The following is a 19,587-nucleotide window of genomic DNA, read 5'->3' as shown; positions in this document are numbered from 1 at the left end:
ACCGCTGCTTCAGGCCATTAAAAACGACGCACCTAAATGATCATGTTGGTAAAAACCCCCACCTGCGCCACGCTGTGTTGTTTGATACCATGGCGCAGCCCTTTTATTTGATAATAAGCTTAATACAACAAAGATAAAACCAGCTATTTACACTTAAATAATACAGGCTTTAGCTCCATCTAAAAGCCATCACTTTTTTAGCAATTCCACAGCATCACTACAACCACTAAGCTCGGCAACCTTAAGGGGGGGTTGTTGAAATTCATTCTTCAATGATAAATCTGCCCCTAACTTAATCAATGCCCTTATCACATTACATTTTCCATTCATTGCTGCTTGATGTAAGGGTGTATTGCCAAGATCACCAATAGCATTTACATCTGCACCATTTGCTATCAGTATTTTTACGTCTTCTACTTCGCCCATTCTTGCTGCAAGGTGAAGCGGTGTATCATCCACAGCTCCTCGCTGATTAACATCTGTCAATTCGATACCCAAGAACTCTGGATGGTCTTTATATTTTGACAAAGTTTCAGTAACTTTTTTTATAGGCATTTATTAGTACACTCACGGTTATGTTTATCTTTTAGGTTATTAAGTCTATTTCGCCATGTTTGGATTTTTTTGCTATGCCTTCCAGGAAACCATTTTGCATCCCATGCTTCGTATAAGCTCATACATTGTTCAGCGTAATCAATTTGCTTCGATAAAGTAGAGCAATCATTACTTCCCGGTGTTGGAGGCATATCACAAAATTTTTTCGCTCGTTGATATTCTGCCTGTTTTGTCGCTTCATCCGTTGGTGTGTCACCAGGCATCGACATAATTGCGCCAGCAGCCACACCAGCACCAATTACTCCCCAATTCGCTCCAATCCAACTGCCTATTGGAACAATAGGCGCAAGTATTGCCAGTTCCCCTGTCGGGTCAATGAACTTAGTGGGCTTTTGTTCCCCATACCCATAAACATTCACCCCACCCAACAACCCAATTGGATCTCTTTGCACATAGCGTCCAAAGGCAGGGTTATAATCACGGAAATAGTTCTGGTGCAGCCCTGTTGCTCTTTAGCTTATTACGTTGACGATTGCAAAACACATACCAGTGTGGGCTTATTGGGTCGAGTTCAAGCACATCTTCGACAAGTAAGCCCAAGGTGTTGATGGACTTGCGCATGTCCGTGATCCCGGTAGCCAGATACACATTGCCTGACGGTGAAGGGATCATGACAGAGTATTCATGAGCTGCGGCAGTAGCGCGATAGCACTAGGATCATTAATTAGCAACCGATAACCATTCGGCGTTTCCACCACAAGAGCTGGTGACGATGACATCGCTATCGGCACAATGACATTGCCAGCGCTAGCTTCGATGGTCGAGTTTAGCTTCTTTTGCCAATAGTAGAATTGCGCAATGGAAACTTGATGATTATCACACCACGCAGCGATTATCAGCCCACTCTCTTTTTGCTGCTGTAGACGCGCTTGCCAGCGTTGCTTTTTATCGCTATTAGTCATGATATAACTCCAAGGTTCAAGGAGCCTTATCAATACCAACGTCTATTTATCGGCGGAAGGCGGGGAGAAATGGGCGCTTACATTCAAAGTGCTACCGACGCGATCTCCTCAAGATGATTTGCCCGATCTTATGCCTTGGAACTTGGAAATCGATGAGGCCGAATAAGGCCTCACTGCTTAATTAGACGCTTACTAAGAATGAGGCAGAAATTTCGCCAGCTAGCATGTGTGTCTTGTTGTTTTCTGGTATTTTTCATCTCGAAATGTACATAACGTTCTCTATCACTTAAGCAATATCTAATACATTATTGCATCGACAACGCACGTCGATTGTAGCTTTCTACTTCGCAATCCAATGCCCCAGATGTTACCAAAAAATGCAAACCGTATTCCCCCCAATATCCAGGCCATACAGTGACAAACTTACATTGAATAAAATAAGAAATAAGAGAACCCAACATATTAGACTTATATTTCCCAGCGTCAATTTCTTCTGGAATAGATATTTCAGTGCCTTTTTTTAATTTTTTTTTCAAAGTAAGAAGCTTTATCTCTCGATTTATTTCATTTACTTGAGAAGTAAACAATCGAAAATCTGAAGAAGGAAAATGATAGAAAACCCCCTGCTTACCATATACCTTAGAAATGAATTTTGTATTTTTGCAAGTATCCTCATTCACTTGGCAAAAACCGGAACCATCATAATAATAGGATGCTAGCATAAGTTCCTCAAGAAATTCTTTACAACTAACATTCCCATTGAACCCTTTTAGTCCAGCTACGCCTTCAAAATAGACCAAATCAAAGCTGTATTTCAAATCTAGACTATCCGACTTAACACAAAGAAAGTTTTTACAAATCTCTATAGCCATACTAAGAGTTCCTCTTATAAGGTATTATTGCTATCACATCACCATTTCTATCATAAACATGTAAATGAGGGCAAGAATGATGACTTTCCCCTGGTAGGTGTGAATGTCCATCTGGATGATCTTCTATCCTGTGGCGAGCGTTCCACTCACAATAGTACCCAACGTGGGTTGCTCCAGCGCTTTGTAAACTACCACAATTTGGCCCTCTATTAGGCCTATTGCTATCTGAGCTAATATCGCCAAAGTCACTATAGCCTCTGTCTTTTCTCGGAATTTGAGCTAGCATTTGTGCCTTTGCGTATGCCTGTCTCCGTGTTAGTGGCCCGCATTCATCATTATCATCTTCACATTGAGCAGAATCGTCACTTGTACCTTCACTACTATCACCAGGCATCGACATAATTGCGCCAGCAGCCACACCAGCACCAATTACTCCCCAATTCGCTCCAATCCAACTGCCTACTGGAACGAGAGGCGCAAGTATTGCCAGTTCCCCTGTCGGGTCAATGAACTTAGTGGGCTTTTGTTCCCCATACCCATACACATTCACCCCACCCAACAACCCAATTGGATCTCTTTGCACATAGCGTCCAAAGGCAGGGTTATAGTCTCGGAAATAGTTCTGGTGCAGCGCTGTTGCTGTGTCTAACCACGGGCCCGGAAACGGATATTGTTTGGTGTGTGAGTCACGGTTTCAGTGACGTCACCAAAGGCATCATACAGCACTTCACCGCTGCTTCAGGCCATTAAAAACGGCGCTTAAATGGTTTACTGTATAAACGAAAGAAAATGTACTCAAAAAATTATTGAAGTCTTATAGTTTCGACGTTTTCCGAAGATACTATTTTTTGTATGGCGTATGGCGACTCTATGCGTTTTTTAGCAGTGGAAGTTCCAAGCCTAAAGACATTGATACCTGATCAATAGTTGCATTATCTATTAACTTAACTTTATAGCCTTTGCATATTAATCCCTTTACATATAATGTATTATACATAAACATAAAGATAAACCCGCTCATTCCAAAAGTAAAAATACCCAACACTAAACAGCCTACCGCCCACTTCAAGTCTCCGCGAAATAAAGGCACTAAGAAGCCGAAAAATAAAAAAGTCCACGAAACACCCACAGGACATACCTCTTCGCGCCCTGTTTCTGGGTTTTTCATCACAAGTTTTGTATAAGCCACAATTTTCCTTTTTATAATTATATTATCACTACATCTATAGCTAATTAGTCAATCCGCATTACAAGTAAGATACCTACTATTGGTAACTACACTATAAACAGCTACCGCAATAGACATCCCAAATTTAACAAGCGCTTATTATTAATAGCATTCAGAATATAAGTCATATCTATACCAAAACAACACCCACCCCCCTTATTTAAAACTGACTTCAAATATTTACTGTACAGACAATCACAATCTCAACAGATTTTCGATGAAAATCACAAAATAAAATCTAGCTAAATCATCTCTGCCTCAAGCAATCCGTATCTATTGACGCGGCTGACATCCATCCAAAGTCAGCCATTAAATACATAGCACTTTTGAGATTCTTTAAGCATCAACTAAGTGACATCGAATAGTTTCTCATTCATTGACCATAGTTGTGCTTCAACTCCCAAAAGTTGAGTGAGGTATGCTTTTAAATCATGTTTTTCGTTTTCAGTTAGCATGGTACATCCTTAATTGATTTACTAGATTCTGGTAAAGGCCAACATCTTTTGTAACTTCAATTCGTTGCACTGAATTACTCGAAATCATGAAAAGATAGCCGGTGTCATTTAATTTGGAGAAAAAATGATAGACATGCACATCCCCACATAAAAAGTTATCTACAGGTAATGTTATGCCAAAAGCTGCATGCTGCTCTTTTGCTAAAGCGATCAGCCAGTCAGGAAGTGACTGCATGACTTCAGGTTTGAAGATAGCGCGAAAAAATAGAGGGGTTATACCTGTGAGGTTAATGGCTGGTCCAAATGCTCGTTCTGGGTCTATATGTTCATGCATCATAGCTCCATCATCATACCTCATAAGTAAGGAACTAAGGCTGTGAACAATTGTATTGGGTTGTGAAAGTGTCAGTGTTATCTCTGGAGTTAACTTTAGTTCCATCTTTGCCACAGACGGAAAGCTAGCCAGTAAGATAAATAGTGGAATAAAAGCAAAACGCATTATCGCGATCCTAGCTCGAAAAAAGTACGCCCATGATATGCTGATGTGGTCATACTGCTTAGTTTATGGCTTATTTTTTAGGATGTTTCGCAACTATGAATTTAGTTCGTGCGCGTTTCATCATTTAGTTGGAGCTAACTCACGCTGTAGGTTTGGGTCCATTTAAGTATCACCCGTACCAATGATCGTTAACGGTTTAAGCGAAAACCCTCTAATTATTAGTGAGCCGTTTTTAGGATAGGATTACTAAATGAACTACTCAAATTAAACAGTTCGAAGTTTGGATAGCCGTCGCCGTAATGAGGGTCACAAATAAAAAGCTCACCTCGATTCGAATTGAGCGTGAGCTTTCGTATGACTAAAACGTCCTGTCTCTCTTTATGGTTTGAACAGAAACCTAGAGTGACGCTTTAAGAAGGTCTGATTGAATATCACGATTAAGGTTACCAACCCAACCATTGTACTTACGATGAATTGTCCCATCAGGTCGGTACTTCATATTTTCACTATCACGATAAAGAATATCGTAGCTATTTTTTTGCACCCGAATCTCTACAGAAACAAAGTGAGAACGCACTTGAAGATTTCCGACTAATACGCCGTCACTCTCTTCACTCACCACCCACTTACGTTTCGCTGCAGCGATGGTAATCAGTTTTTTCGCTTTATCAAAACTCATTTCACTATGCAGAGGTTGGTGCAAAATAGGGTCTGCTTTTGCGGCAAGTGCTAGTGGAGAATAACTCAACAACATGACTACAAGCGACATTATTAATGCTTTTATCTTCATTGCTTTTCCTTGTCTTTCTTTCGTTAATAATAAATACATACCCAAACCCCCTCAAGTCTCCTCGAAATGGTTTGGGTATATAACTGTCTCCTGTGTCACTCAGCTTTAAGAGCTAGAGGCAGATTCAGTTACTGAATGATTATTCTGTGTTACTTGGGGCATATAAACCTGCCAGATTAGTCGACTCCATTTAGAGGGGCTAAGTATTGACTGTTTAGGTAATAAGCCTTGTTCAGATAATAACTTTATCAATTTATATGGCACCGCGACCTCATTACCAACGATCTCAACATGACCGGCGTCCACGACAATAACTTTTGCAAGCACTTGTGCTTCAACAATGCTTTGCGTCTGCTCTGCAAGACTAAAGACAAAGTCATCTTCTACGCAGGTTTGCTGATCATAGCGCCGACAACTATCCCTCTCGAATGTCTTAATGATCAAATGCGACATCACAGTTGGATGCAGTTCACCAGGAGATACAATAAAGTCAGCCGTCGGCGGAATTTGCCGATATTTTTCCCCTGTCACTGCATAACAAATGGCATCAACCATCCCTATAGATGCCACGCGCATAAAGCGATTACCGCAGTGTGCCGCAGATTCGACGCCATTAAAGGGAGCGGAAACGGTCGTTAGTGTTATCGCAGGGTGTTCTACCGATAAGCCATCAGCACGATCACGAATTAATGCTCGACGCGCAATAAGCCCGCCCTGACTATGGCCAATCACATTAATTGTCTGCATTGTCATTAGCTCACTTAACTGGTTTATTGCCATCGTTAAGTCACCCGATACATCATCTAAACTTTGGCGATCATCATATTCAAAGCAGACAACTTGCTGGTCATGCATCTTATATACTTCCGCTAACGAACGGAATTTACCCGCTGAAGAAAAACAACCATGCACAAGTATCGTTAAGGGTTTATTGGGATCAATTGTCAGTGAATCACTTTGTGAGCTGCATTGCTTAATACCTGCAATATTAATTCGAACAGTTTCATCACTTGCTATCACTAATTGGGACGGCTGAGCTACATGAGTACAGCCAATTAATAACCCTAAACTAGAGACAATTACCATAATTTGAGAGAACAGATAGCACCGCAAAGTTCACCTCCTGCCAGGACATCTCATCTAACCGGTAACGTCTCTAATCAAATGTTACTGACGATCTGCTACCGTTAGTACTTCTTAAAGATCATTGACGTATTTATTCCACCAAATGCAAAATTATTAGACATAATATATTCGCAATCCATGACTCGACCTTCACCTCTAATATAGTCAAGATCACCACACCTTGCGTCGATAGAATCTAGGTTTAACGTCGGTGCATACCAGTTACGATCGAGCATTGCCAACGACAGCCATGCCTCTATTGCACCACACGCGCCCAATGAGTGGCCAAAATAACTCTTTAAGCTTGATAATGGCACTTGCCCAAATACGCGCTGCGTTGCCTGCGTCTCTGCAATATCACCAAGTTCAGTCGCCGTGCCGTGCCCATTAACATAACCGATAGCACTCGCAGGCAAACCTGCATCTTTTAATGCCATTTCCATACAACGTTGCATGGTTTCAGATTTGGGCTGAGTGACGTGAGCAGCATCGCAGTTGGTCGCAAACCCAACCAGCTCAGCGATAGGCTTCGCGCCTCGCGCCAATGCAAAATCCAACTCTTCAAGAATTAATGTACCTGCGCCTTCACCGATCACTAATCCATCACGTTTTTCGTCATACGGTCGCGGGCTAAGATGGGGCTCATCATTATATTGACTCGTCGCAAACAGCGTATCGAACACCGCCGCCTCTGTTGGACAAAGTTCTTCAGCACCACCAGCCACCATTGCACGCTGCTGACCATATTTAATCGCCTCATAGGCATAACCAATACCTTGTGAGCCGGACGTGCAAGCAGAGGATGTCGGGATCACTCGTCCCTGCAAACCAAAAAACAGCCCCGTATTCACCGCCGTAGTATGCGGCATCATGGCAACATAGGTATTGGCATTGATATTTTTTGTGTTGTGATCAAGCAGCATGGTTGCAAAAGCAGAAACTGGCCCGGTACTTCCCGTTGACGAGCCATAAGCGATCCCCGTCGAGCCATCCGTTAACGCATCATCATCAATTAACCCTGAATTAATGAGCGCCAGTTCTGAGGCTCTCGTCGACAGTTTTGACACTCGCCCCATCGAGCGAATTCGCTTACGGGTATAGTGTTTTGGCAGAGTAAAATCTTCTATTGGCGCGGCTAATCGAGTTTGCAAACCTTGATACTTCTCCCAGTCCGCCATATGAACAACGCCGTTCTTATATTTCTGTAAGTTCGCCCATACACTTTCAAGAGACTCTCCCAACGAGGTTACGCCAGCCATCCCTGTTACTACTACACGTTTTTTCATCAGAATAGCCCCCCATTAACACCTATCACTTGGCGATTGATATATGCCGCATTTGGCGACATAAGGAAGGCTGCAAGATCAGCAACTTCTTCCGGTTTTCCCATCCTTTGAGAAGGGACTTGCGGTAACACTCGCTCTTTAATATGTTCTTCCACCATGCCGGTATCAATGAGCCCAGGAGCGATGCAGTTCACGGTAATAGCACGGCGCTTATTGCTCATTTCCAACGCCAACGCTTTTGTCGCACCAATAATTCCAGCTTTAGCTGCTGAGTAATTCACTTGGCCGCGGTTACCGATTTGCCCTGATAGAGACGACATAGTGATAATGCGCCCTTGCTTTAATTGGATCATCGGCATCAAAAGGGGGTGAATAACATGATAAAAGCTGTCTAAATTGGTATGAACAACCTTGTACCACTCTTTACTGGTCATCGAAGGAAAAGAGCAGTCGTCAGCAACCCCGGCATTGTGCACAACGCCATAGAAAGCGCCGTGCGCCTCCATCAATGTTTCAAGTTTACTTTTACACTCATCTTCATTGCGAATATCGAACTGTACCAGCCTGCAACTCCCACCGATTTGCTCAATATTTGCGGCTGTTTGCTCCGCACCAGCCAAATCAGTACCGTAATGTACAGTAACGCAGTAACCATCCTGAGCGAGTCGCAATGCAATGGCCTGTCCTATCCCTTTACTGGCGCCAGTCACCAGCACATTTTTTCCATTTGTTTCTGTCATTATGATTTCTCATCACATTGCTGATTAAATGCCGCCAAGAACGCTTGTTCTGGCGCATAAGTATTGACCTGACCCTTGGCAACCAATTGGCCACCACATTCAATTTGGCAGTTATAGACTCCCATATTGTCATCACGCATCAGTAACTCGGCATGAATGAGGTAAGTCTTATTATTTTCGAAATGTTTACCATAGTGCTTGTAACGCCTCGCCCCCAACAAAAAACCAATTGATGGTGGTTGATTCTCAGCCCTTGCATTCAAGCCTGCGAGGGCAGCGATACTTTGGGCCATAAATTCGATACCGGTATGAGCAGGGATCCCATTAAGCGTTTCATCAAACATAATAGAGTCAGCAGAAATGTTAACCGAACAACTGATTGACTCTCCGTCTGCAGAAACGACATCGTCAATTAAGATCATCGGGGCACGATGAGGCACGAGTTGCTCTATTGTGGGGTAACGTTGTAACGTCATACTATCCTCTCAAAAACCAATGATGCATTATTTCCGCCAAAAGCAAACGAGTTACAAACCACGGCTGGCTTACACAAACTCTCTGCAGATTTAACTAAGCGAATGGAAGTAATTGCTGGGTCATAAGTGTGATCGTTAGGCCATTGTGGTGGAAGCATTCGCCTAGGGGTGTCCAATAGTTGACAGCACAACGCAGCCTCGACAGCCCCAGCGGCACCAAGGCAGTGCCCTGTTAACGCTTTGGTTGAACTAACAGAAACCTTATCACCAAACAGTGCCGCAATCGCTTTGGCTTCCATCGCATCATTCAATTGTGTTGCAGTGCCATGGGCATTCACATAGCCAACATCATCAGCGGTTAATTGCGCTTGAGATAGTGCCATCTCCATCGCTGCTAATGCACCAGAGCCACATGGCAATGGACTCGATAAGTGATGTGCATCTGCCGACTCACCCCATCCAGTAAGGGCGACATTTGCTGGTACTTTGGAAACCACAAACAGTGCTCCCCCTTCGCCAATATTGATACCACGCCTTTTGACATCAAAAGGGCGGCAGACTTGATCTGACACTTGTTCCAGAGAATCAAAACCGTTGACGGTTAATTGGCAAAGCGTATCAACGCCACCACAAATAACCGCATCGCAAATACCACTTTCAATCAGCGTTGCCGCACTAATAAAAGATCGGGTTGATGAGGTGCAGGCAGTAGAAAGGGTATAACTTGGGCCGAAGACTCCCGCAAGCAGACGAACAGTCTCAGCGACATCGCCCATCGATTGATGAGCGAAATTATAATTGGCATCTAATGCGCCATCTGCGTCACGGTTGGCAAAAGCGATTTCCGTTTCACTAATTCCCGTCGTGGTTGAGCCCACGACGACGCCAATACGGTGCTTGCCAAAACGGTTGATCATTTCATCAATCGTCGGTTTAATCTCAGCCACTAGGCAACCAGCAAGTCGGTTGTTGCGGTTATCCGCCACCTTATCATTACCTACTGCGGGATAATTGCCTTCACAAGCAAAAACGGTCGCCTCTCGTCCAGAGAACAGTGGCGAATGCCACGTTTGAACACCAGGCGCCTCCCCTGACTCGATATTTTTCCAAACAGATTCAGCGGTGCGACCTAAAGCACAATGCAATGCTATCGCATTAATGTAAGTCATGATCTTCAAGCCGGACTCTCCCACTATGACTTCTCCCAAAAAATTGTTGTTAATTGATAACCCATCTCTACCTCAGGTCGATAGACATCGATGACACCATCCACATCGGTATGATGACGATAACGAATCTCTAGCATGACCTCTCCGTTACGCTCTATCTGACGGGCCGCTTTATTTTCAGTCATAGTGGTAGCGGTATCGTTTAGCCAAGTTTGCAAAGATTCTCTTGGCCAAAGCACTAACATGATATCCAGCAAAACCTGCTTGGCATCGGGCAGCCCATCAATGCCTTCAATATGGAGCGTATTATTTAACGTGATACCATCCCAACTGATTTGAAATAGCGGTAAACCAAAACTAGAAAAACCGGCTAGCACCAGTTGCTGTTGATCAACCTCCAATGCCATCACAATTCGTTGTGCCTTATCCCCAACATCGACGGTCATCAATTGTTGCGCATTCAATGCATACCCTAAACTGGCAGGCGTTGGTAATGAGTGAGATGGCCTTGTCTGATGAACGGTTGAAGAGGTCGAACACCCAATTAACAACATGCTAGAAATCACTATCCGTAAAAGCTGAACGTAACGACATATCCGACTAATTCTCATCACAACTTCCTCGAATCACAGCCCTATTTTGTTCAACCATTAAAGGTGCTAGTAACCAAGCGGAAAGCACGCCCACAGCCAAAGACAAGCCAAAACTGGCGATAGCATAATTGGTCGACACACTCATTAGGCCAAAAGATAACAAGGTACTTATTCCCGCCACCAATACCGCCAAAACCGTCGCAGGTTGACGACCGTGGCATTGAAAGAACACACTGTAATCAAGGCCTATGCCTAACACCAAAAACAGGCTTAACCAATGAAATAACGTAATCGGCAACCCTAAAGCCGCTGGCACAGACAACGACACAATCGCAGCGCATAGCGGCGCAGCCACCACTCGTAGTCCAGACCGAAAACCAAAACGCCAACAGCAAAACGCCGCCACAACCAAGCTTGCAATCACAAACAACTGACTGACTTGAATTCGGTAATACATGAGCATGTCACTGATGCCATCGACATAATTCACTACCTCGCTGTGCGGCGGCAGTTGTAGGGCTTTTACATCGCCGTGATAGGCTTGAAGCATTAACAGGCTGAACATTTCACCGTCTGCTGTTGTGCCAATCAAGGTGGGTATGTAGCCACTCAGTGATTGGCGTAGCTCTTGCTGAAACGGCAGTAACATGGGGGGGGTATTCAATCCAACCGTTTGAGAAAGCTGCATAGCTTGCTGCTCTGTGAGCTTTTCGTGTAACGCATAAAAATAGTGCTGACGAGCCAATGAGGGGGTGTAACGACTCACCGCGAGATATCCATCTAACTCTCCCGCGTCGATGGCGCGATCAAGCTGTTGACGAAGCAACTCTTCTCGCTCTAAAACGGTTTCAACATTGGGACCAAAGGTGATGATCCAGTCGTTGGATTGACGAGTGCCCGTCAGTTGTTGAATTTTCTGCTCATGATACTGAAGTGTCGAATCTGGAGACTGAAGAATGCGTACGTTGTCGTCACAGTGGTAATTTATTCCCCCTGCGATAACAACCAATGACAACAGAACAAGCAAAACGTGCAGGTTTACGCGTTTAACATAGGTATCTACTGCGTTACTGACTCGATCGGCCATCAGTGCGCCAACAGGATGTGGCATTGGTAACACCATCACAGGGAACAAGAGTAATACTGTTAATAGCGCCCCTGTTAAACCAAAGATGGAAAACGTCGCCATTTGCGCCAACACAGGTAGCGCAGCAAAATAGAGGCTGCTGTAAGCAAGTAAAGAGCTACACAGTCCCATCAGTAGCGCAGGGCGAAGCCTACGAATCAAAGTTATCGGTTTGCCATTTTCACGCTGACAAGCATATGCACTCAGAAAATGAAACGCATAGTCAAACGAGATACCAATCAGTGTACTGCCCATAACCAATGCAAACAGGTGCACCTGCTGGAAGATCAGTAATGTGCTTGCGACCCCCAACATCACGCCACTACCGATTGAGACCAACGCGAGCAATAACGGTTTTGGTCGTCTAAATAACCACACCACCACCACCACAATCATGGTTAGTGCCCCGCCACCAATCACGGACATCTCCCAGATCGCTTGAGCCGTCGCTTCAGTCGCATAAAACGCCGCGCCGTTTTTCCATACGATGACGTTATGGTTGGCTTCGACTGTCGCTATTTCAGTATCAATGGCCGCTACTAACGCTTTAGCTTCGGTATCATAAGGCGACAAGGAAATTTGCAACTGCAACAGTACTTGATACTGTCCTGCCTGCTTGCTTAGCAAAAGTCCATCTTGAGCGATAAAGCGCTGTTCACTGATCAACGAGTAGAGATATTGACGAAACGTTAACCAAGGATCACCGACTAAATCAGGCGCACCCGACAATGAATAGAGCGCGCGAATAGCACGTTCGTTAAGCTGCTCACTCTGCCCATCAAGGATTAACTGAGCATCCGCATCAGATAGCAGTTGATGACGGTATTCATACAGCTTAGCGATCATTTGTTGATAGCGATTGGTATCAACGACAGTCACAACCTGATGGGTATCGAAGCCCGAAGCTAACCGTTTCGCGGCCGAAATAACATCACTTTCAACATCACCTTCAACCACCAATACCAGTTCGCGTTCAAAGACTCCGCCAACATGATTCAGTGCGACATCAAGACCACGAGATTGGGATTCGGCAGGAAACATGCCGAGTAGATCGGTCTGAAAGGCCGGGCCGGACGACAAGCGCAATAGCGTAAATATGAACGCCAATAACAGCGTCCCGACCCACAACCAAGGGGCAACAGTACGACGTCGTGAAATAATACCCAACATGGTATTACCCATCATCAACCTCAGTCGACAAAGCGGCGGCACCATCGAGTAAAACGCGCAATGTTTCACTGCGACTTTCATTGCCTAAATCACTGCTATTATTGTTACAACTCAGGCTAATTCGAGTTTCGCCACCTTGCTGCTCAAGCAAATCAATCTGTGTTACACAGCCCTTGTTACCGACAATGTGTATCTGCGCAAATAACTGATTAAGTGGCGAGACACTCGGTATCAACTCAACACGCCAATGCTGCTGTTCTATTTGCGCATCCAGCACACCTTGCGAAGATAAGGCAACAACTTGACCAGCCAGTAAGCCGTCTAAAAGCATCGTCACCATCGAAGCGTACGCCTCAGGTGCATCACTAAGTGAATACTCACCTTGCTGATAATGGAAGAGTTTTCCAGCGCGGATCACTAACGTATCAGTAAAAGGGCGCTGTTGTTGCCATACCATACCGCGCTGTTGATCAATCAGGTACTCGCCTGAAGAAAGAAGCGGCTGATTAAGCCCTGGTAACGTCTTGCGCTGTTGAAACTGTCCTGAATTTTCATTTCTTTGTTGCAGTAGCGCTTCAATGTCAGATAAAGCAGGATCAGCCAACATTGCGTTAGCTTCACCATGCTCTAATGCGGCCAATAGCGGCAAACTACTACTTATAAAAATCAGAACTAACAAACGCTTAAACATTTATCTACCTTATCTAATAGACATTGTGGCGACGCATAAAGCATCTGACTATCACTCAAGCCCACGGCACAGTGCGTGGTATATGCCTTTATCGATACTTTGCCTGTGGTATGGTTAAATATTTTAAAACCGATCTTCAGCCTATTTTCCCACTCTTCTAGCTCTGCGATAACTTCTAAACGATCAGCATGAAATGCGGGCGATACGAACTTCATACGCGTATCCACCACCGGGAATGCATAACCTTGGCGCTGCATTTCTAGATAAGAGAAATCCAGCTTATCTAACAAGGCCCGACGTGCTTCTTCTAGATAACAGTAATAATTTCCATGCCAAACCACCTGCATCGGGTCACAATCTTGAAAAGCAACGGTCACAAACGCATTAGCTTTAACGGTCATGGGTATACCTCAAACGACTGCTCAGAAAACGCCGTTAAACATGCACGCAGTTCCATCTCTAATGGGCGATCTTGTTCTAAGAACGGTGAAACTTCACGAACGTCTCTGATTGTCTGCTGAATCGCAGAGCTCAGGGTTGAGCGCGTTATCTCGCCTTGCTGTTCACGTAATTCAATTCCCTGCGTCGCCGCGATAAGGCAAGCTGCGGTCACTTGCTCGGTCAACTCTATGACTCGGCGGCAATCTCGCGCGGCAATGGTCCCCATACTGACCTTATCCTGGTTATGACTTTCCGTTGAACGCGAGAAGACAGATGCGGGCATAGTCTGTTTTAGCGCTTCTGCAGTCCAAGCAGACACGCCAATTTGTACCGCTTTAAAACCGTGGTTAAGCGGTTTCTGTTGCTCGCCTGCGCCAGTAAGGTTGTACGGTAAGCCGTTGTTAAACTTATAGTCACAAAGCTGTGCCAACTGGCGATCCAGCAGATCAGCAACATTGGCGACCGCTGTTTTCAGGCTATCCATCGCCATCGCAATGTGACCACCATAAAAGTGACCGCCATGTAACACACGCTCGTTCTCACCATCGATGATCGGGTTATCGTTAGCAGAATTAAGCTCAATTTCGATCATCTGCCTAGTCCAAAGCAAGGTATCTTCTAAAACACCAATTACATGCGGAGCACAACGCAATGAATAACGATCCTGTAAGCGTTCAGAGTTTCGTGGTGGCAAAGTTGCCTGCAAATCACCACGTAATCGCTGTGCACACTTTAATTGCCCTGGATGAGGCTTGACCGCATGCAACGCTTCATCAAAATGGAACGGGTTACCAGACATTGCCAACGTTACCATCCCAGTAACACGTGTCGCCAACTGCGCAAGATAATCAGCCTTAGACCAGTTAAGGCAAGCAATCGCCGTCATAACGGCCGTGCCATTCATTAACGCTAACCCCTCTTTAGGGCGCAATGCTATTGGATAGGTCCCCGCTTGCTGATGAGCAATGTTGGCCTCAATCAACTCACCTTTATAACGAACTTGACGCTCACCGATCAATGCGGCTGCAACATAAGACAGCGGGGTTAAATCACCTGATGCGCCCACCGACCCTTCTTCTGGAATCTGTGGCAATATGTCATGCTTTAGCAGGTTTGCTAGCCCATGCAATAACTCGGCAGAAACGCCTGACTTCAAACGGCAAAGAGAAGCAAGGCGAGCGGCAATAATGGCACGTGTCTCTTCGTCACTAAAATAAGCCCCTAACCCACAGCCATGAAAACGTGTCAGCTGAACAGGTAAGGTTTCCACCATCTCTTTGGGCACACGCACCGTGCAGCTATCGCCATAACCGGTTGTCACACCGTAAATTTCGCCATCTTCTTTCCAAAGGCGATCTAAAAAAGTCACAGACTTTTCTATCTGGCTAATAAAGTTTTCATCGCTACTTAGTGAAGCTCCCGCTGCTCGGGTGGCTAGTTGATTGATATCTTCAATCGTGATCGGTCCATCACCGAAAAGCACGTTATGCTGTTTTGTCATTGTGAAGCTTCCAAAAATCGTAAAAATTAAACCAATGTAAGGGGTACTGTTTGGCGTAGCCTTCCAGTCGATTAGCGTATGCCGAGATATTCACCGCCAAATCTTGCTCGCGCGTTTTCCGTTGCAGAGGCTGTTGAACCAATGGTTCAAAATAGACGGCAATCTCTTCTTGGTCAGAAAATCCAAATAAGGTATAAGTCGGTTTTTCCAACAAACCCGCCAACAAAAAAGGACCAATAGGAAACGGCGCTGGTTTATCAAGAAAAGAGGTCCACTGCACACGGGATTCTTGTGTTGTTGAAGTGCGATCGCCAACAATCACGACCCATTCACCTGCGTCCAACTTTTGTTCGAGCATAATCATGGTCTCTGGACCAATATCATTGACCTGAATTAAATTCAACGCACTATCAGGATTGACTTGTTGCATCACTTGATTAAAGTTTTTAGCGTGCTCTGTAAAAACTAATGCATTAATAGTTAACGACTTATAGCGACAACTCAACGCGCGACACAACTCTAAATCACCGAGGTGGCTACCAAGAATTAGGCACCCTTTACCGGATTCAAGCGCAGACTCAACGACGTTTGGATGGTGGATATTAAGTTTATCATCACTTATTCCACCTCCCCATGCCGAGAGTTTATCGAGCATTGAAAGACCAAATTGATAAATATGCTGGTAACTAGACAGGTGCGAATGTCCTGTCGTCGCCTCTATCGCTTGCAAATAACCCTTTGATGCACGTCGTGCATCACTCGCGGTTAAATAGTAATAACAGATAGGGAAATGAAGCAGCCATTCGAAAGCGCGTCGTCCGAGTCGTTTGTATATGCTTAGCAATAACTTAATACCAAACACGCTACCCTTCTCTGCTCTTCGAGACCAGTGAACTGAGCGCGTGAACTTGCGCGCAAGAAGCTTTGGCATTCTTGGTAACATTCCACAGATGAGTCTTGTATGTAACCAGCTAATACGAATGTTATCTTTCACCACAGCAAAATGACTCACCCCATTCTCTGGATATTCGACAGCAACAGGCACAAACGTCACCTCGACACCTTGCCAATACAACCGCACCAAGACTTCAATATCAAAATCCATTCGAGTGCCAATCTGGCACCGATCAAATAGACGATTACTGGCAGCAATAGGATAAATCCGCAATCCCATCATCGAGTCGCGTATCTCAAAGGACAGAGTTTCTATCCACACAGAAATATGGGTGGCATAACGGCCATAAAGGCGCGATTTTGGAATGGCCTCATCATAAACAGGACAGCCAGAAATTAACTGCTCTGGCGATTGTTGACTTAACGCTAACATCTCGACAATGACGTCAGTATCATGCTGACCATCTGCATCAACTTGTATCGCGTGTGTATATCCGTTACCACCCATCCAACGTATACCAGCCATCACCGCGCTACCCTTTCCTTGGTTATCAGGCAAGTGCAGAGCGTCTATTTTCCCAGCTGATTGAAGTTGGTTAATAAGATCGGTTGTTTCGATATCACTACCATCGTTAACGACAATAATAGGTAAGGCGTAACGCGTTAAATTATCGATAACTCCAGAGAGAAACTGACCGTGGTTATAACAGGGAACCAAAAATCCATAACGCATCAAACTACCAACCGTCCTTGTGAGTAAACCCACTGTTCATCACTAAATTTAAAGATCAACTCGCGCTTTGCGCGATTCCAACTTAAGCGCAGCAACACCAGCGCTTCTGGACACATCGGCCTCTGAAACTTTATCTGTTTAATCTCAGTAAGCTGCATTGTGGTTTGATAGTGCGCTTGCCCATAGTGAATCGCCCAGTCAAGTTGAACAACGCCCGGCAACAGTGCAAAATCATCAAAATGTCCGTCGAAATAGACAATATCAGCCCCCAATTTCAGTGACAGCGTAATATCAGGATGAGGGTTCTCCTGCCATGCCAAAGATGCTGAAGTGTCGGCAGGCGTAACGACCGTTTTCGATACAACGTCAGGTAAACGGTTTTTCATACTAATCCAATAACTCCATCAATTTGGCGGTATCAATCTTGCCTTGGGTATTTTGCGGCAGACTATCCACCACCTCTATTTTGCGTGGCAAAGCCACTGATTCAACGTGCGAAGAAAGCTGCTTGCGGACGGCTCGCCAAAGTGCAAATGTTGTGGGGTATCGGTTTATGAATCCATCATCAGCCACAACAACAAAATTAACGACATCACGTTTCGGTGTCTTTCTCATCAAGGCAACACAACGAGAAATACCCGGCATTGACTCTGTTAGCTTTTCTAATTGTGTCAGTGAGATACGCTTTTCTGCTACTTTGACAATACGATCGATACGTCCAAGTAAACGAAACTGGTTTTTAGTAACAACTTCAACACGATCATCGGTTAGATAGGCTGGTGTTTGTTCAATAAACGGCGAGCTCAACAACATACGTCCATGATCAATTTGATACGAGAGACCGCTAAACAATGTCCACGGAATGGTTGTGTCTTGTTGCTGTCGCCATGCAATACCACCCGTTTCTGTACTGCCATAAACTTCATAAGGTAGTGCCCCTGCTTGCGTTTGTGCTGTTCGCGCTAACGCATAAGACAATGGACCTCCTGAGCAAAATACCACCGGAACTTGAGATTTAACGTCAACCTGCTCTATTTGGGCGCAAACACTCGTAGCCGCTTGATTATTCATCTGTTGCCAATAGACAGGACTCGTAACCCAAACTGCATTAGCGGTGGGAATATCGGCATGGCGATATAAGCGACGGTCAAATGCACGCTCACTCATTAATGGCCAGATAAGACGAAACAGTAAGCCATAGATATGGTTATGAGACACGGTGGCATACACATTCCTCGATGTACTTATCGTATGAAATGTTTGCTCTAGTACCAGTGCTTCTTGCTCCAGCCCATACAGTGATTTTTGTATACGCTTAGGTTGTCCCGTAGACCCTGATGTTTGCAACTCAATAGAGCAATTCACTGCGGCAACAGGCTGTAACGTTGCTCGTTGCTCGACAGCCAAACTAGCATCAATTACCAAGGTATCTTCTGAACGCAAGTAATCAGACAGAACTAACGCGTCTTTAGCAAGGTCACTCACTACGGCTTGGCTATGATTAGCTGGGAAAACAGCACATCCACCGACCTGATGAACGCCCAGCATGGCGATAAGATGATACCAAGGATCATCAAACACCAATAAAAAGCGCTGTTGTTGATATGAACGCAATATTGAAACTGTCGCTGCAACCGCCAGTTGCAACTCACCCAAGGTATGCGTGTGATTTTCAGAAAAGGCGACAATACGCGCGGTATCGTTACTGAGTAAAAGTTGATGTAGATGCGAAGGGGTCACTGTCCTAGTCTCAATTTACGATAAATCCATTCAACGGTTAGCAATACACCAATAAGACAATAACTTATGATGCCGTTATATACTGCCCACCACTCCAGCGAGACATGTATCGTCATCAATGCTAGTACCGCATTAATAACAAAAAACACACACCATAATTCAGTTAATCGCCGAGTATAACGTTTACCTGCATCATCAAGATCGGTGGTTAATGACGCAATACGGGTGATCACTGGAGTATCCGTTTTAAGCGATAAGCCAAATACACTCAATAGGGTTAAGTTAACAATCACCGGGTAATAGAGCATGGGGGAAGTATTCCCACTCCAAGCAGCCATTAACGCCAACAGTGCACCGATACCACATAAAACTTGTTGCCGCCGACGACTTCCTGTCGCACTCGCCTTAACAACAATGCATCTGCTTAGTAATACAACAGCAAGCAAAACTGCCACCCATTGCAGCTGTTGATAATAGACACCAGCAAATACTAATAATGGATAACATACTGCGAGCACACTAGAAATTGCCCTACTTACCC

Annotated in this window: 22 protein-coding genes and 1 pseudogene; all 23 read right to left on the bottom strand. The window is 44.7% G+C overall.

What is annotated here, in order from left to right; all coding sequences use genetic code 11:
- Window positions 1-189: 189 nt before the first annotated feature.
- The 23 genes and pseudogenes from ACKLNH_RS07235 to ACKLNH_RS07125 all read right to left on the bottom strand — a co-directional run bounded on the left by ACKLNH_RS07235 (window position 190) and on the right by ACKLNH_RS07125 (window position 19,564).
- Window positions 190-555 (bottom strand): ankyrin repeat domain-containing protein, encoded by a 366-nt coding sequence (locus tag ACKLNH_RS07235; protein WP_413111580.1) that lies wholly within the window; start codon window positions 553-555, stop codon window positions 190-192.
- A complete protein-coding gene (locus ACKLNH_RS07230; RefSeq protein ID WP_413111579.1) occupies window positions 546-1,007 on the bottom strand; it encodes a hypothetical protein in 462 nt (153 codons plus the stop codon). The genes ACKLNH_RS07235 and ACKLNH_RS07230 overlap by 10 nt, the downstream gene beginning before the upstream one ends.
- Window positions 1,008-1,032: 25 nt before the next feature.
- Complete coding sequence (gene tnpB, locus ACKLNH_RS07225) at window positions 1,033-1,227, bottom strand: IS66 family insertion sequence element accessory protein TnpB (protein ID WP_413111578.1); 195 nt, start codon at window positions 1,225-1,227, stop codon at window positions 1,033-1,035.
- The gene (gene tnpA, locus ACKLNH_RS07220; protein ID WP_413111577.1) at window positions 1,224-1,517 is read right to left on the bottom strand and encodes an IS66 family insertion sequence element accessory protein TnpA; all 294 of its coding nucleotides are present in this window, start codon (window positions 1,515-1,517) and stop codon (window positions 1,224-1,226) included. The genes tnpB and tnpA overlap by 4 nt, the downstream gene beginning before the upstream one ends.
- 305 nt (window positions 1,518-1,822) lie before the next feature.
- Complete coding sequence (locus tag ACKLNH_RS07215; RefSeq protein ID WP_413111576.1) at window positions 1,823-2,389, bottom strand: hypothetical protein; 567 nt, start codon at window positions 2,387-2,389, stop codon at window positions 1,823-1,825.
- 1 nt (window position 2,390) lies between these two features.
- A pseudogene (locus ACKLNH_RS07210) lies at window positions 2,391-3,059 on the bottom strand (RHS repeat-associated core domain-containing protein); the annotation flags it as partial.
- 198 nt (window positions 3,060-3,257) lie between these two features.
- On the bottom strand, window positions 3,258-3,578 hold the full coding sequence (locus tag ACKLNH_RS07205) for a hypothetical protein (protein ID WP_413111575.1): 321 nt from the start codon (window positions 3,576-3,578) through the stop codon (window positions 3,258-3,260).
- 483 nt (window positions 3,579-4,061) lie between these two features.
- Window positions 4,062-4,571: a hypothetical protein gene (locus tag ACKLNH_RS07200; protein ID WP_413111574.1), complete on the bottom strand. Its 510-nt coding sequence runs from the start codon at window positions 4,569-4,571 to the stop codon at window positions 4,062-4,064.
- 397 nt (window positions 4,572-4,968) lie between these two features.
- Window positions 4,969-5,361, bottom strand: a complete 393-nt coding sequence (locus ACKLNH_RS07195; protein ID WP_413111573.1) for a hypothetical protein — start codon at window positions 5,359-5,361, stop codon at window positions 4,969-4,971.
- A 105-nt stretch (window positions 5,362-5,466) separates the two neighbouring features.
- Window positions 5,467-6,474 carry an esterase/lipase family protein gene (locus tag ACKLNH_RS07190; protein ID WP_413111572.1) on the bottom strand — a complete coding sequence of 336 codons (1,008 nt, stop codon included), beginning with the start codon at window positions 6,472-6,474 and terminating at the stop codon, window positions 5,467-5,469.
- A 74-nt stretch (window positions 6,475-6,548) separates the two neighbouring features.
- Window positions 6,549-7,772 (bottom strand): beta-ketoacyl-ACP synthase, encoded by a 1,224-nt coding sequence (locus ACKLNH_RS07185; RefSeq protein WP_413111571.1) that lies wholly within the window; start codon window positions 7,770-7,772, stop codon window positions 6,549-6,551.
- Window positions 7,772-8,512 carry a 3-oxoacyl-ACP reductase FabG gene (gene fabG, locus ACKLNH_RS07180; protein ID WP_413111570.1) on the bottom strand — a complete coding sequence of 247 codons (741 nt, stop codon included), beginning with the start codon at window positions 8,510-8,512 and terminating at the stop codon, window positions 7,772-7,774. Before fabG ends, ACKLNH_RS07185 begins: the two co-directional genes overlap by 1 nt.
- Window positions 8,512-8,988: a hotdog family protein gene (locus ACKLNH_RS07175; protein ID WP_413111569.1), complete on the bottom strand. Its 477-nt coding sequence runs from the start codon at window positions 8,986-8,988 to the stop codon at window positions 8,512-8,514. The genes fabG and ACKLNH_RS07175 overlap by 1 nt, the downstream gene beginning before the upstream one ends.
- Complete coding sequence (locus ACKLNH_RS07170) at window positions 8,985-10,157, bottom strand: beta-ketoacyl-ACP synthase (RefSeq protein WP_413111668.1); 1,173 nt, start codon at window positions 10,155-10,157, stop codon at window positions 8,985-8,987. Before ACKLNH_RS07170 ends, ACKLNH_RS07175 begins: the two co-directional genes overlap by 4 nt.
- 23 nt (window positions 10,158-10,180) lie before the next feature.
- Entirely contained in the window at window positions 10,181-10,768 is a 588-nt protein-coding gene (locus ACKLNH_RS07165; protein WP_413111568.1) for a DUF3261 domain-containing protein, read from the bottom strand.
- Window positions 10,758-13,127: an MMPL family transporter gene (locus ACKLNH_RS07160; protein WP_413111567.1), complete on the bottom strand. Its 2,370-nt coding sequence runs from the start codon at window positions 13,125-13,127 to the stop codon at window positions 10,758-10,760. Before ACKLNH_RS07160 ends, ACKLNH_RS07165 begins: the two co-directional genes overlap by 11 nt.
- Window positions 13,051-13,737: an outer membrane lipoprotein carrier protein LolA gene (locus ACKLNH_RS07155; protein ID WP_413111566.1), complete on the bottom strand. Its 687-nt coding sequence runs from the start codon at window positions 13,735-13,737 to the stop codon at window positions 13,051-13,053. The genes ACKLNH_RS07160 and ACKLNH_RS07155 overlap by 77 nt, the downstream gene beginning before the upstream one ends.
- Window positions 13,719-14,138, bottom strand: a complete 420-nt coding sequence (locus tag ACKLNH_RS07150) for an acyl-CoA thioesterase (RefSeq protein WP_413111565.1) — start codon at window positions 14,136-14,138, stop codon at window positions 13,719-13,721. Before ACKLNH_RS07150 ends, ACKLNH_RS07155 begins: the two co-directional genes overlap by 19 nt.
- Window positions 14,135-15,679 carry an HAL/PAL/TAL family ammonia-lyase gene (locus ACKLNH_RS07145; protein ID WP_413111564.1) on the bottom strand — a complete coding sequence of 515 codons (1,545 nt, stop codon included), beginning with the start codon at window positions 15,677-15,679 and terminating at the stop codon, window positions 14,135-14,137. Before ACKLNH_RS07145 ends, ACKLNH_RS07150 begins: the two co-directional genes overlap by 4 nt.
- Window positions 15,663-17,306, bottom strand: coding sequence for a glycosyltransferase family 2 protein (locus ACKLNH_RS07140; protein ID WP_413111563.1), 1,644 nt, complete (start codon window positions 17,304-17,306; stop codon window positions 15,663-15,665). Before ACKLNH_RS07140 ends, ACKLNH_RS07145 begins: the two co-directional genes overlap by 17 nt.
- Entirely contained in the window at window positions 17,306-17,692 is a 387-nt protein-coding gene (locus ACKLNH_RS07135) for an ApeI family dehydratase (RefSeq protein WP_413111562.1), read from the bottom strand. The genes ACKLNH_RS07140 and ACKLNH_RS07135 overlap by 1 nt, the downstream gene beginning before the upstream one ends.
- A gap of 1 nt (window position 17,693) precedes the next feature.
- Window positions 17,694-19,046: an AMP-binding protein gene (locus tag ACKLNH_RS07130; protein ID WP_413111561.1), complete on the bottom strand. Its 1,353-nt coding sequence runs from the start codon at window positions 19,044-19,046 to the stop codon at window positions 17,694-17,696.
- Complete coding sequence (locus ACKLNH_RS07125; RefSeq protein WP_413111560.1) at window positions 19,043-19,564, bottom strand: COG4648 family protein; 522 nt, start codon at window positions 19,562-19,564, stop codon at window positions 19,043-19,045. The genes ACKLNH_RS07130 and ACKLNH_RS07125 overlap by 4 nt, the downstream gene beginning before the upstream one ends.
- Window positions 19,565-19,587 lie beyond the last annotated feature (23 nt).

The sequence above is a fragment of the Thaumasiovibrio clandestinus genome, assembly GCF_047250365.1.
In the GTDB taxonomy this organism is placed as follows: domain Bacteria; phylum Pseudomonadota; class Gammaproteobacteria; order Enterobacterales; family Vibrionaceae; genus Thaumasiovibrio.
This window is presented reverse-complemented; position numbering and strand designations above follow the sequence as displayed.

Coding starts and splice junctions, on each gene's coding strand:
- ACKLNH_RS07235 (WP_413111580.1), bottom strand. CDS start 555: ATGCCTATAAAAAAAGTTACTGAAACTTTGTCAAAATATAAAGACCAT.
- tnpB (WP_413111578.1), bottom strand. CDS start 1,227: ATGATCCCTTCACCGTCAGGCAATGTGTATCTGGCTACCGGGATCACG.
- tnpA (WP_413111577.1), bottom strand. CDS start 1,517: ATGACTAATAGCGATAAAAAGCAACGCTGGCAAGCGCGTCTACAGCAG.
- ACKLNH_RS07215 (WP_413111576.1), bottom strand. CDS start 2,389: ATGGCTATAGAGATTTGTAAAAACTTTCTTTGTGTTAAGTCGGATAGT.
- ACKLNH_RS07200 (WP_413111574.1), bottom strand. CDS start 4,571: ATGCGTTTTGCTTTTATTCCACTATTTATCTTACTGGCTAGCTTTCCG.
- ACKLNH_RS07195 (WP_413111573.1), bottom strand. CDS start 5,361: ATGAAGATAAAAGCATTAATAATGTCGCTTGTAGTCATGTTGTTGAGT.
- ACKLNH_RS07185 (WP_413111571.1), bottom strand. CDS start 7,772: ATGAAAAAACGTGTAGTAGTAACAGGGATGGCTGGCGTAACCTCGTTG.
- fabG (WP_413111570.1), bottom strand. CDS start 8,512: ATGACAGAAACAAATGGAAAAAATGTGCTGGTGACTGGCGCCAGTAAA.
- ACKLNH_RS07175 (WP_413111569.1), bottom strand. CDS start 8,988: ATGACGTTACAACGTTACCCCACAATAGAGCAACTCGTGCCTCATCGT.
- ACKLNH_RS07170 (WP_413111668.1), bottom strand. CDS start 10,157: ATGACTTACATTAATGCGATAGCATTGCATTGTGCTTTAGGTCGCACC.
- ACKLNH_RS07165 (WP_413111568.1), bottom strand. CDS start 10,768: ATGAGAATTAGTCGGATATGTCGTTACGTTCAGCTTTTACGGATAGTG.
- ACKLNH_RS07160 (WP_413111567.1), bottom strand. CDS start 13,127: ATGAAAGTCGCAGTGAAACATTGCGCGTTTTACTCGATGGTGCCGCCG.
- ACKLNH_RS07155 (WP_413111566.1), bottom strand. CDS start 13,737: ATGTTTAAGCGTTTGTTAGTTCTGATTTTTATAAGTAGTAGTTTGCCG.
- ACKLNH_RS07150 (WP_413111565.1), bottom strand. CDS start 14,138: ATGACCGTTAAAGCTAATGCGTTTGTGACCGTTGCTTTTCAAGATTGT.
- ACKLNH_RS07145 (WP_413111564.1), bottom strand. CDS start 15,679: ATGACAAAACAGCATAACGTGCTTTTCGGTGATGGACCGATCACGATT.
- ACKLNH_RS07140 (WP_413111563.1), bottom strand. CDS start 17,306: ATGCGTTATGGATTTTTGGTTCCCTGTTATAACCACGGTCAGTTTCTC.
- ACKLNH_RS07135 (WP_413111562.1), bottom strand. CDS start 17,692: ATGAAAAACCGTTTACCTGACGTTGTATCGAAAACGGTCGTTACGCCT.